Here is a 13,115-nt window from a genome sequence, read left to right on the forward strand (position 1 = left end):
GCATGCAGGCAGTCATTCAGGCTGCACGTTTCCATGGTGTGATTTTAGACCCTTCTACGTGTCCAAAGTCAGAAGACGGTACGCCTGTTTCACCAGCGGCTCTTGCGCGTTGGGCAAATGAGAGCGGATGTCTTTCGAAGGCGATGCCTTTGAATTTCCAATATCTTGTGAATATGGGCGGTAAAATTCCTCCGCTTGTTTTAATGTTCCGAGATGGATCGGCGGCTTTAATGGTCGGGGCAAGTGCCGAGAAAAAAGTTTTACTTTTGCAAGATCCTTGGGAAGACCCGCGTACAGAACCTGTTCCAATTGATGAATTGCGTTTGATGCGCCTTTGGCGGGGAGAAACACTTTTAATCAAACGTCGCGCTGATGAGACAGAAGCAGAGGCTACGTTCGATTTTAATTGGTTTGCCGGCTTGGTGCTTCATCAGAAAAAAGGCTTAAGAGATGTCCTCATTTGCTCTTTGCTGATGAGTATTTTGCAGCTTTTTCCAGGGCTGATTGTGATGCAGGTTGCAGATCGTGTGGTGAATTACCACTCGATGTCCACCTTGGTTTCTTTGAGCTGCTTTGTTTTTATTTTATCGGTTTACGAAGTCGTTTTGACGCATTCCCGGCAAGAATTGGTTCTTGGGATTACGACACGATTGGATGCGCGTATTTCTCTCTACGCCTATGATCGTTTGCTCTCACTGCCGCTTGAGTTTTATGAAAGAGAGCAAACGGGGGAAATTATTGCACGTTTTACGCAAATTTTTACCGTGCGAAATTTCATGACAGGGCCTTTATTAAACACATTTTTGGACTTGTTTGTCTTGATCGTGATTTTGCCCGTTTTGTTTTATCTCAGTCCAGTAATGGCATGGCTGACGCTCGTTGCTTCGGGCATTATTGGGATCATTGCGATGCTTATGCTTCCGTTTGCCGCTCGTGTTGAATCGAGTGCGATTAGAGCTGAGATGGGGCGTAATGCTGTTTTGTATGAAACAGTCGCTGGGATTCGAACGGTTAAAACGATGGCCCTAGAGTCTACCAGAAAAATTCTTTGGGATGAAAAAAGCTCTGTTGTTGTGAGATGGCGTCTTGCAGGTGGAAGGATGGCAAACTGGATTTCAACAGCTGTTCAGCCTTTTAATTTGTTTATCAATAGAGGGATTATTCTTGTCGGTGCCTATATTATTTTAACTTCTGATAGTAGTGGGATGCAGACGGGGACGCTGATGGCTTTTATGATGCTCGGCGGACGTGTTGCTGCACCATTGGTTAATTTGGCACGATTGACGGAAAATTTTAATGAGGTGCGCGTCGCCTTGGCAGAAGCAGGAGCGGTACTCAATCAGCCAACAGAGTTGAAGGAGCTGACAACAGGTTTAATGCCACAGATCAAAGGAGAAATTCATTTTGCCGATGTGAATTTCTCTTACCCTGGCTCTACTAGGAAGGCTTTGAATAATATTAATTTTCATATTCCTGCCGGCACAATGCTTGGTCTGGTTGGGAAATCAGGTTCAGGAAAATCTACGATTACGAGGCTTTTGCAAGGGGTCAGTCGAGATTATACAGGTTTTTTACGCTTAGATGGGATGGATTTGCGCGAAATTAATTTGAGTCATTTGCGTCGTTCTGAAGGCTCTGTCCTTCAAGATAATTTTTTGTTTCGTGGCACCATTGCTGACAATATTATTGCAGGCCGTCCGGGTCTTACCATGGAAGATGTGATGAAGGCTTGCCGAATGGCAGAAGCGGAAGAATTTATTGAAAAGCTTCCTGCTGGCTATGAAACCTTTATTGAAGAAGGCTGTACAAATATTTCTGGTGGGCAGCGTCAGCGTTTGGCGATTGCGCGTGCGCTTGCGAATGATCCAAAATTGATGATTTTGGATGAGGCGACGAGCGCATTGGATCCAGAATCGGAAGCGATTGTGAATGCGAATTTAGAGCGGATTGGTAAGGGGCGTACCATGGTGATTGTCTCACACCGTCTTTCCTCTTTAGTACGGTGCGATAAAATTGCTGTGTTGGAGCAAGGTAAGCTTGTGGATATAGCCTCCCATGCGGAGCTTGTTGAGCGGTGTGAAATTTATCAATCTCTTTGGAATCAGCAGAATGAACATATGTTGAAACAGCTGGAAGAAGCTGCCAAAGCCAGCGTTCGAACACCAGATGAAAAAGAGTGGATAACAGAAGAAATTGAAGATTTGGAAGAGGAGCTAGATGGGGGAAAGCCTCAGCATCCTGAACAAAATGAAACGTCTAAAGTAGAGGGTAAAGATGGCAAAACGTCCTGAATCCCATTGGGAAAAAAGTCGTCTTGAGCGTCTGACGGAACGGGTTTTAAAGCCGTTTTCCCCTTTAGTTAAACTCGTGATTGGCACGTCTGCGGAAGAAATTGAGCAGATCAAAGAAAAAAGAGCGGCACGCAAAGCTGAAAAGCAGGAGCTTCACGCCGCTAAGATTGAAAAAAAATCCCAGAAAAAAGTTGAGAAACAAGAGGCTAAAGCTCAGAAAAAGGCTGAAAAAGAAGAAGTTAAGGCTCAAAAAAAAGAAGTAAAAATACAGAAAAAAGCTGAAAAATTAGATAAAAAGCCAAAGATAGAAGAAGTTTTTACAGCCGTACCCTCTGAAGTCGAAAGCACTGTTGAACCTCTTGCTGCTGAAGCAGAGGCTTTTGTCCAGAAGAAGGCGGAGCCAGCGAGTGTCACGGATCTTCCAGAATTTTTTGGTCCACATTTGTCCGAAGAAGAAGCTTTTGAACAGCGTGAGCTTCATCGCATAGATGAAGCACTAGAGGCTAAAATCCATGTCAAAGGTAAAGGAAAAACTTTTTTAGAAAAAGTCGTTGCCGTTGTGATGTGGCCTGTCTTTTTTGTTCGGAAACTGGGGCGTTTCTCGCCGTTTCCTGAACAATGGCGAAAAAGAATGAAAGCGGAGGGATTCTTTTTAGGGACTTCACTTTATTTTTCGGATATTAAAGAAAACCGTCGCAAGAAAAAAGAGAAGAAGAAAAATAGCCCCTCGAACAAAGATCCTTTGAGTGCAGGAGATGAGCCTTTAGAGCTTTTATCTTTTCGCTCTCCGACAGTTGCTATTGTCAATACGCCTTTGCCTCCTTTGGCGCGTTATATTACATGGGTTATGCTTGGGCTTATTGCGAGTATGCTCCTTGCAATGACACTTTTGCCAATTAATAAAGTTGTTTCGATTAAGGGGCGTTTGATCAGTAAGCGGCCCATGATGGTTATTCAGGCCAGTGATGATGGTATCGTTCTTGATATCAAGGCAAAGGTTGGCGACCTTATTAAAAAGGGTCAAGAAATCGGCGTGATGGATCCGCGTCTTTCTGAGGCAGATTTACATGCGCTAGAGCATGAATTAAGGATTTATCAGGCACAAGTGGAGCGTTTGAAAGCTGAAGTCGCAGACCGTCCATATGTACCGGATGAAACCTCGCCAGAATCTTTGGAAGAGGCAAAAAATTATTTGCATCGGCAGAAAGATATGCATGCGCAGCTTGAAGTGTTGGACGACCAGATAGAGTCCAGCCAAAGCAGTTTACAGGGTGCAGAAGCTTCTGCAGCTATGTATGGAAGTAAATTGAGAATTGCTTTAGAGCTTTTGCGTATTCGTCAAGCAGAACAGCATCATGAGGTGGGAACCCGACTGGGAACTTTGCAGGCGCAAGATACAGTAATGGATACAGAGCGACAGCTCATTGATGCGCAGAAAAGTGCCAATAGTGCAAAGGCTGAATTGAAGGCGGCGCAAGCTAAGCGGGAGAGTTATCTGCAGAGCTGGAAAGCAGATGCTTATGATTTGCTGGCGCAAACAGAAATTAAATTGGGGACGTCAAAGGTTGGCTATGAAAAAGCCAATGTGAAGCAAGAGCTTGTGCATTTAAGAGCACCAGAGGATGGAATTGTTATTTCTCAAGGACGGATTTCAAGAGGGGCTGTCTTGACAGCAGGAACCCCTTTTATGACCTTGGTTCCAGTAAAAGGCGGTGTTGAGGTTGAGGGCTCTCTAAGTCCTGAGGATTCTGGTTATCTCAAGACAGGTTCACATGCCATTATTAAATTTCTAACCTTTCCTTACGAAACCTATGGTGGTGCTGAAGGAACAGTCGCAACAATTAGTGCAGATTCTTTTATTCCTGATCAGGCAGTTTCAGAAAATGTTCAAGAGGCTGTAATGCCTCCTGGTGGAAAAGCAGGCGTGTTTTTCCGTGTGAAAATTGGTATTGACCGCTATAATTTGCATGGAACGCCAAGTTTCTTCCATCCTGCCGCAGGACAGGCCGTAACAGCAGAAGTGGACGTTGGAAAGCGGACGATGATGCAGTATCTCTTTGGCAAAGTTAAAGCGAATTTGTCTGAGGGAATGAGAGAGCCTAATTAATGATTAATTTAGAGAAGGATTGATTAAGAACGATGTCTTCTTCGTCGCCATCAGAGTATAAGCCGCCTAAGCGGAAGCGTGCAGACAGAAAAAATTTTGCACGTGCTGAAAAACTATTGACTGAAGGAGATTTAACGCAGGCTTTTTCCCTTTTTTCTGCTTTGGCGATGAAAGGGGATGCAGAGGCAGAATGGCAGGTTGGAAAATCATATCTGTCTGGAAAGGCTGTCCCGTATTCTCTTGGGGATGCGCTTTACTGGGTAAGGCTTTCGGCAGAGCAAGGTTTTCCGCCAGCTTGCTTAACTTTTGCGTATCTTTATCTTGAGGGCTTTCCACCTTCATTGCTGGAACATAAACAGCAGCATTTTTCCCATCTTAGTGAAGAAAGTTCTCCAAATTATGAAAAGGCTCGTTTTTGGGGGCAAAAAGCGGCTGAAGCAGGAGAACATAATGCACAAGCTTTTTTAGGCTCTCTTCTTTTACGGGAAAAAAATCATAAGAAAAATGATGCGCAAGAGGCACATTCAGAAGCTGTTGGATGGTTAGAGCGCTCTATTGAGGGCGGATCTGCTCTTGGTAATTTGGAGCATGGCCGTCAACTTCTTTCAGAAGGGGGATATTTAGAAACAGCAGAAGTTTCACTTGCTAAAAAGCCGATAACGGAGAAATTTCGCCAGGGCGTTGCCTATTTGGAAACAGCTTTGGAGAAAGGGGTTGCTTCTGCAGCGCTTTTATTAGGCTGGATGCGTCTTTTTGGTCCGGAAGCCTTTCAAGATTTGAAAAAAGGGGTGGTGCTTTTAGAGCGTGCTGCACAGGAAGGTTTCTCTCAGGCGCATTATCATTTAGGGATTTTTTATACGCATAACCATGCTGATTTCCCTCAAGATTTTTTAAAGGCTGAAAGCTATCTTAAACAGGCCTTGAAAGGAGAGGTCGCACTCGCTGGGTATGCTTTGGGCAGACTCTATGAGGTAGAATTGCCTCAAGAGAATCAAGACAAAGCAATTGCCATGCGGTTTTACCATGAGGCGGCTTTATTAAAGCATCTCCCTTCGATTCATCGGCTTTCAGAAATGTTTGTGGTTGGGATTCCAGAGAAAAAGATTAAGCCAGATTTGCGAAAAAGCGCTTTTTGGCTTTCACGTGCCTCCGCTCTTGGAAGCTTGCAGGCACAGGGAGAATTTGGAAATTTGCTTTTGGGAGGTGTTTCTGTCCCTGAAGCTGAGGGAGAAGCTTGGCGTACAGCTTTGGCGGAAGAGGCTGCAAAAGGTGGAGAAGAATCTGCTTATAATTTAGCGTTGGCTTATCTTGATGGTATTGGTGGTAAAAAAGACCCGACGCTTGCACGGCATTATTTTGGTCAAGTCTCAGACGCTTTTCCTGAAGCTGCTTATCAATATGCTAAAATGTTGTTTGAGGGACAAGGGGGAGAAAGAGACCTTCAAAAAGCACGAATTTTCTTTGAAAAAGCTGCTCAAGCAGGTCAAGTAGAGGGCACTTTGGCACTTGCGCAAATGCTTCTTGTTGTTCCAGAGATAAAAGATCATCCGAGGGCTTTACGTCTTTATCATCAAGCGGCAGAGGCGGGAAGTATTGATGCGATGTTCTCTTTGGGAGCCATGTATGGGGGAGGACATGAGGTGCCAATGGATCGTTTTAAAGCGAGATATTGGTTTCTTGAAGGGGCGGAGAGGGGAAACCCTTTAGCGCAATATATGGCTGGACGTTATTATCTGCGAGGTCTTGGGGGAGAAAGAGATCTCGAAAAAGCTTCTTTATGGCTTAAAAAAGCACTTCAAAATGGCGTTCAAGAAGCGCAGGAGCTTTTTCAGGCTGTGGAAAGGGAGCGTGCCATTTTAAGTGCAAAAAACACATGAAAACAGATTTTTTATTTAAACCTCAGGAATCTAATGGGGCGTTTTATGGTTGGAATATAGACGCCCTGCATCAGGAAGCGTTTGCAAAAGCAGAATTTGAGCGAGCACAAACTTTTTATCAGAAAGGGATCGCTTTCTCTGAAGAGGGAGATATTTTTAAAAGCTGGCTTTATTTAGGGCGCGCAGCACGTTTAATGCCTTTAGAACCACACTTTGCTTTTGCGTATGCTTTGAGCTGCCTTTCTGTTAATGCGCCAGCTTTAGCGCTTCCGAGAATGAAAGCACTCAAGAATAAATATGATTATCGTGGTGCTGCCTTAGGGGTTGTATCAGCACTGTTTCAACTGAAACAGTTTGAAAAGTCTGCGATCGAACTTGAAAATGTGCTGGCGCATTTTTCTGTCGGTAAAGATATTTTGGGATTAGGACGTTCTATTGCGGAACGGCTAGGTTATCAAGGAATTGCTGGTTTTTCCTTGACGGGTGAGGTTATTCTTCTCGGGAAAGGAGTCGTTTCTCTTTATTTGGATGGACGCCTTGTAAAGAAACTTTTTCTGACAGGAAAAGAAGAAAAGATTCAATTGCCTGAAAAATGGAGGCAGGCAGAGTCTTTGCGTTTTCGTGGTGAAATTGAAGGGAAAGGTTTTTTAGGAAGTCAGATTGATTTGAGAGCAATGCGTCGCTCTAAATCATTGGTTTGGCAAGAAAAAGATCGAATTTGTGCGTGGTTATATTACCCTGCAGATCTTTCTTTTGTCGCAACGCCTGTCTCTTTACAGGGTGCAAAAAAGCTGCCTATGGAAGAAGCCTCTTCTGTTCTTCCTCTTTTTTATCAGGGGTTGGGATATGTTCGCGTTTATGCCACGTCTATCGATGAAGATAGTCCTGTTGCCGAAATTGAAGACGCTTTTGGCAAGGCCTTATGGGGGAGTCCTCTTCCGATCTTAAAGAGGAAAGGACATGTTCCAGCGCTTGTGCATGCAAGGTCTGGACGGCCAGGCAGAGAACGTGATTTTGTGATTATTATGCCTGTCCATGGCGGTGCTGCTCTGGTGAAACGTGCTTTGCAGTCTCTTTTGAAGACTAAGGATTTGAATTTGCCTGAGGGGGGTGCTTCTGAGATTATTATTGTTAATGACGCAAGCGCAGAGAAATCTTTAAATAATTATCTTCAAAAGCAATCCAAAGCACAAGTGATTACGCTGATCGAAAATGAAAAGCAGCAAGGATTTGCAAAAAGTGTGAATCTCGCTTTAAAGAAGGCAGATGGGCGAGATGTTATTGTGTTTAACAGTGATGTCGTAGCCTTTGAAGATTGGGCTGCTCGCTTATTGAATCTTTTGAGAAAAGAAAAAGCAGGAACGGCAACCCCTTTTGGAAATTCGGCAGGTCAACTTTCGTTTCCTTTAAAGCAAGATCAACCTGTTTCATTGGCACAAGCGCATTTACTGGATCGCTTATTTGCGCAAGCAGGGGAAAATCAGAAACCGATTGAATTATTGACTGGAAATGGCTTTTGTATGGCTATCTCCGCAGAATGCCTCGCAAAAACAGGTGGTATTAGAGAAGATTTGTTTGCGCAGGCTTATGGAGAAGAGGTCGATTTTTGCTTACGGGCAAGCAAGCATGGATTTAAGCATTATGCTGTGCCTAATCTTTATCTTTTTCATGAAGGATCAGGGAGTATTGGTAATGCGGGAAAAGCTTTATTTTTAAAAAATCAGCAGATTTTAGAGGAGCTTTATCCAGGCTTTTCTTTAAAAGTGTGGGATTTTGAACAAAAAAGTTTTCTGACACATTATCGGCGTATTATCTCAGAGCGTTTTCTTCAAAAAACTTTGAAAAATCAGAAACTTGTGTTGCTTATCAGTCATGCGATTGGTGGAGGGGTCACACGCTATATTTCCCAACGGATTAAATTTTTAAAAAAAGAAAAGAAAGTTCCCCTTTTACTTATTCCAACTGTCAAAGGATGTCGGTTAGGATTTGTCTCAGAGAAAGGAACGTTACAGGCAGATGAGGCAATGCTTTCTTTCTCTTTGCCTGAAGAAAAACTGATCTTTTTATCCTTTTTACGCCGACTCGCTATTGAAGAAATTGAGTATCACAATTTTGTTGGGCACAGCGTGTTTATACGAGAGCTTGCCGATCAACTTGAAATTGCCCCAGAGATTTTTATCCATGATCATGCCGCTTTCTGTCCGCATATTACCTTGATTTCAGATGAGGGTTATTATTGTGGAGAGCCTGATGAAAAAGCATGTCAGGCGTGTGCAATTAAGGTTGCAAGGAAACATCTTGCCACAGGGCAAAAAGAACCCGATGTGAGTGTCTCGGCATTACTGGAAAGAAGTCGGTTAGAGATACGCAAGGCAAAGAACATTTATTTGCCCTCTCAAGATGCTGCGCAACGCTTTAAGCGCCATTTTCCTGAAGCACAAGTGAATATTTTAAGACCCGAAGATGATTATCAGCTTTTTTTAGAAGGACTGTCTAGGAAAAAACAAAAACGTGCCTTTTCTGCAGTTAAAAGGATTGCGGTTGTTGGTGCTTTAAGTGAGTGGAAAGGCGCATTTCTGTTAGAGGAGCTTGCTTTGGCAGTGGCAAAGAGTTCTTTGCCTTTAAAATTTTGTCTTATTGGCCATGCTGTTAATGAAGAGAATCTTGAAAAAGCAGGGGTTGAAATTACAGGATATTTTGAAGATACAGAGCTTGCTTACTTGCTTGAAGTCGGGGATTTCGATGCTGTATTATTACCTTCTATCGGTGCGGAGACATGGGGATACGCTTTTAGTTCTGTTTTAAAAGCGGGTCTTTTTACATTTTGTTTTGATATTGGCAGCGTTGCCGAGAGAATTCGCTCTTTAGGGGATCAGGCTGGATTTATTCTGCCTCTTGGGTTTCCTGTGGAACGGTTGGGATATTTTTTAATAGAGCGCTTACAGCATTTGTGATTTCTTGATAAGTGTTTCACTCAATAGTGTATTTTTGATTTTGTAAAATGATTGTAAGTTGACGTTTAGAATAATTATAACATTTGAGTAGGATATTTCTTTTGCCAGATTTAGCTTCTGCGATGCTCATTGGTGAGTTGAGGGTGCGTGCCCATGTAATGACACTCGGTACAGGTCTTTATTGTCTTTTTTTAGCAAAAGATCAGGATTTTGTTTTTTCGAAAGATTTTCCTGCCGTGAAGGTGGCTCGTGCGCCGGGAGCAAAAGCGCAAGATGGCAATGTTACCCTCGTGTCTTTTGATAATGAGGGCTGGCTTAATGAAGAAACGCCTGCTCTTCTCATTAGGGTCAAAAAAGGCCCTGCTCAGATTTTGGTCTCTTTTTATGATGAGGCTCATTCGCAAGCTCCCTTGCCTCGCTTACAGCTTTTACCTGTAGGCGGTAATGCAGATGAAGCAGAAATAAATCCACAGAAACCTATTTTAACAGAAAAAGATTTTAAAGAGGGGAGTCTTCTCGCACATATTCAGGAAAGAGGAGACGTCATTCAGGATCTTTCTGATTGGATCGGTGACCCTGATAGTGAAAAATGGATTGAGGGCTTTAAAATTAACGTTCCGCCCTCTCTTAAACCAGAGGATTTAGAGTATCAGGCAGTTCTTGGTAAGGGATGGCTTTCTCCTTGGGTTGAGGGGGGAGAGTTTTGTGGATCAAGGGGGATGTCCTTGCCTCTACTTGGATTAAAGGTACGCTTGAAAGAGGAGGCTTCTAAAAAATGGGATATTCACGTCGAGGCTGCTTTTACAGATGGTTTTTCAATGGACAATCTGACAGATAGTACGCTGGCTCTAGAATCTCCAGAGCATAGTCCATTGGAGGCTTTTAGGATTTCTTTTGTTGAGAAAGGACAAAAAAAGCCTGCGAAAAAAGCGACTTCCCGTAAAAAGAAGAAGGAATAGTGTTCTTGAAAATGACCTTTTTTGTTTGGAAGCAATAAAGAGATGAAATATCTTTTTGTTCACCAAAGCTTTCCTGGGCAATATTTACATTATATTAAATGGTTGCGTCGTCAGGGGCATGAGGTCGTTTTTATTACATCGGCACAACCTCGAAACACACTTTTACCAGACGTTAGGCGTATCCAATATATTCAGCCTAAGCCTTTAAAAGGGGTTTATTCTGGTGTTGATGATTTTAATCAGGCTGTTCTTCGGGCAGAGGCCGTTGCGCAAGCCGCCTCTTCTCTCAAAAAACTTGGTTATGTCCCTGATATTATTATAGGGCATCATGGCTGGGGGGAATTATTGAATATCAGGGATATTTTCCCTGATTCCCCTGTTTTAGGTTATTTTGAGTTTTATTATTCCCCAGATGGATTGGATGTTGGATTTGATACAGAATTTTTAAATCCTTCAGGCACTGCAGCGGCGCAAGTGCGTTTAAAAAATGCTGTGAATTTACAGGCTTTAGCCCTTGAACAACATGGGCAAACGCCAACCTTATTTCAATGTAATACCTATCCATCTCTTTTTAGAAAAAATATTTCGGTGGTTGCCGAAGGGGTGAATTTAGAAAGATGTAAGCCAAGTGCGGAAAAAATGGCTGAAAGCTGGTCATTTGAGCAAGTGCATATTAAAAAAGATGTACCGCTTGTGACTTATGTTTCTCGTAATTTAGAGCCTTACCGTGGTTTTCATAGCTTTATGCGTGCGTTACCGACCATTTTGCGCCAAAATCCGGAATGTGAAGTTGTCATTGTTGGCGGAAATAGCGTGAGTTATGGGGCTTTGCCACTAGAAGGGGGGACTTGGAAAAAGCGTCTTTTAAGAGAAGTCGGTGGCCTTTTGGATAATAAACGTATTCATTTCATTGAGTATCTTCCATACGATTTTTTTGTTTCACTTTTACAAAGATCTTGGGTGCATGTTTATTTAACGTATCCTTTTGTTCTTTCTTGGTCTTTGCGGGAAGCTATGGCCGCAGGATGTTCCATTGTGGCGAGTGATACAGCGCCTGTGAGAGAGTTTTTGACAGAGACCGTGAATGGCAGATTAGTGTCGTTTTTAAAACCATTGGAAATAGCGGAAAAAGTGGTTGAGCTTTTAGAGGATCGGGAGCAGGCATTTCGTCTCGGTCGAGCTGCACGTAGAGAAGCAGAGATTTCAATGGATCTCAATTTATGTTTGACACACTATCAAGAACTCGTTGACCGTATTGCAAGGAAATAAGATGTCAGAATCTAAGGAAGATTTTTCATTTTTTATTGAAAAAAGTGTGTTACCTGAAAATCTTGCTTTGCATGTTCAAAATTGGGTTGTGCAGCGTGAAGCTGGAAAAAAACCGTCTTTTCTTAAGCAAGATGAAATTAACCATCTCGCTTTTTTGGCGGTTACTTGTTTAAGGCAAAAAGCTTTAGGGTTGCAGAAGGTAAATTCATGGTCTCCTCTGCTACCTGTTCTTGAAAATTGGGTAATTCAACGAGGAGCAGGTGAGACGCCAACGAAATTAACAGAATGGGACTGCCAAGATTTTGTGAGGCTCGTTCTTAAGGCGCTCACATCTCCTATTTATGTTTCTGCTAAAGAGGAAGAGCCTTCTTTACCAGAGAAGGCAGAAGCAGAAGACCCTTTGCATTTGCTGCGCCAGCATCTTCTGCTTGGACTTTAATCCTGCATATAATCACGGGTAATTGGCAGGGTATTTAGGTCGCGTGTAATCTGAATTTGAAAATTCATATGATCTTGCACACGGAAAGCGAGTTCGGAAGCTGTGAGATAAAATCGGAACATTCGAATAAATTTCTCATCAAACATTTCCTGGATTTCATCACGATGCGCTTCGAAACGCTGACGCCAAAAACGAAGCGTTTTTGCGTAATGGAGACGAAGAATTTCGCAATCTGTGACCCAGAGATCAGATTTCTCAACCGCTTTAAAAATCTCGCTTAACGCAGGGCTGTATCCCCCGGGGAAAATATATTTTGTAATCCATGGATTGGTTGAGCCTGGCCCGTCTTTCCTGCCAATCGAATGGATGACGGCAACTCCTCTTGGTTTTAAGAGTTTTTTGACGCCAAGAAAAAACTCTTCATATTGTGATTGTCCGACATGTTCGAGCATGCCAACAGAAACAATGCGGTCAAATCTCTGATTAAGTGTACGGTAATCGCAGAGCTTAATGTCAATTTGTTCTGATAAACCAGCTTTTTGGACACGTTTTTGGGCAATAATGAATTGTTCTTTTGAGAGCGTAATTCCCGTCACCTTTGCACCATATTCTTTGGCGAGTGTTATCGCTAATCCGCCCCATCCACAGCCAATATCAAGAACATGCAGGCCTTTTTCGGTTAAATAGAGTTTTTTGGCTAAATGCTTTTTCTTCTTGATTTGAGCTTCTTCAAGCGTTTCATTGCCGTTTTTAAAATAAGCGCAGGAATATTGCATGTCCTTATCTAAAAACAGCCGGTATAGTTTGGCGTTGATGTCGTAATGATGGGCAATATTTTGTTTGGATTTTTGAAGATTATTCAAAAAAGCAACGGGTTTGAAATGATGAAGGGTTTGCCCGATAGAGCGTAAAAAACGGTCGCTAAAAAGACGTCCTTTCTCAATATTATAGAGAAACAGACCGAGGAGAGATTCCAGATCCTCATTTTCAGGGATAAGTTCCCCAGACATGTATTTTTCGCCAAAGGAAAGGGCTGGGTTGAAGATGAGAGCCCGTTCTGCAGAAGGTGTCAGAAGCCGAAGCCCAGCATGAATACCCGGATATTTCCCTTGATAATGTTTTTTGACACCGTCGCTATAGGTCAGATCTAAACTGCCATAGTGCACAATATGTTTTAAAAGCTGATGGAGAATAATATTCATAATGAGAGACTTTGCAT

8 protein-coding genes are annotated in these 13,115 nt (G+C 42.8%); 7 read left to right on the top strand and 1 reads right to left on the bottom strand.

Annotation, left to right across the window (positions count from 1 at the left end; genetic code table 11):
- Window positions 1-2 precede the first annotated feature (2 nt).
- The 7 genes from FAI40_06945 (at window position 3) to FAI40_06975 (ending at window position 11,896) form a co-directional block, all read left to right on the top strand.
- A complete protein-coding gene (locus FAI40_06945; protein QCE35775.1) occupies window positions 3-2,291 on the top strand; it encodes a peptidase domain-containing ABC transporter in 2,289 nt (762 codons plus the stop codon).
- Entirely contained in the window at window positions 2,275-4,398 is a 2,124-nt protein-coding gene (locus FAI40_06950) for an HlyD family type I secretion periplasmic adaptor subunit (protein QCE35089.1), read from the top strand. The genes FAI40_06945 and FAI40_06950 overlap by 17 nt, the downstream gene beginning before the upstream one ends.
- Window positions 4,399-4,430: 32 nt before the next feature.
- Window positions 4,431-6,275 (top strand): sel1 repeat family protein, encoded by a 1,845-nt coding sequence (locus tag FAI40_06955; GenBank protein QCE35090.1) that lies wholly within the window; start codon window positions 4,431-4,433, stop codon window positions 6,273-6,275.
- Window positions 6,272-9,229, top strand: a complete 2,958-nt coding sequence (locus FAI40_06960) for a glycosyltransferase (protein QCE35091.1) — start codon at window positions 6,272-6,274, stop codon at window positions 9,227-9,229. Before FAI40_06955 ends, FAI40_06960 begins: the two co-directional genes overlap by 4 nt.
- Window positions 9,230-9,330: 101 nt before the next feature.
- Complete coding sequence (locus FAI40_06965; GenBank protein QCE35092.1) at window positions 9,331-10,188, top strand: hypothetical protein; 858 nt, start codon at window positions 9,331-9,333, stop codon at window positions 10,186-10,188.
- A gap of 42 nt (window positions 10,189-10,230) precedes the next feature.
- Window positions 10,231-11,457, top strand: a complete 1,227-nt coding sequence (locus FAI40_06970; GenBank protein QCE35093.1) for a glycosyltransferase — start codon at window positions 10,231-10,233, stop codon at window positions 11,455-11,457.
- 1 nt (window position 11,458) lies between these two features.
- Window positions 11,459-11,896 carry a hypothetical protein gene (locus FAI40_06975; GenBank protein ID QCE35094.1) on the top strand — a complete coding sequence of 146 codons (438 nt, stop codon included), beginning with the start codon at window positions 11,459-11,461 and terminating at the stop codon, window positions 11,894-11,896.
- Here FAI40_06975 and FAI40_06980 read toward each other — a convergent pair.
- On the bottom strand, window positions 11,893-13,098 hold the full coding sequence (locus FAI40_06980) for a class I SAM-dependent methyltransferase (protein ID QCE35095.1): 1,206 nt from the start codon (window positions 13,096-13,098) through the stop codon (window positions 11,893-11,895). The genes FAI40_06975 and FAI40_06980 overlap by 4 nt on opposite strands.
- Between the last annotated feature and the right edge of the window lie 17 nt (window positions 13,099-13,115).

The sequence above is a fragment of the Acetobacteraceae bacterium genome, assembly GCA_004843345.1.
GTDB lineage: Bacteria > Pseudomonadota > Alphaproteobacteria > Acetobacterales > Acetobacteraceae.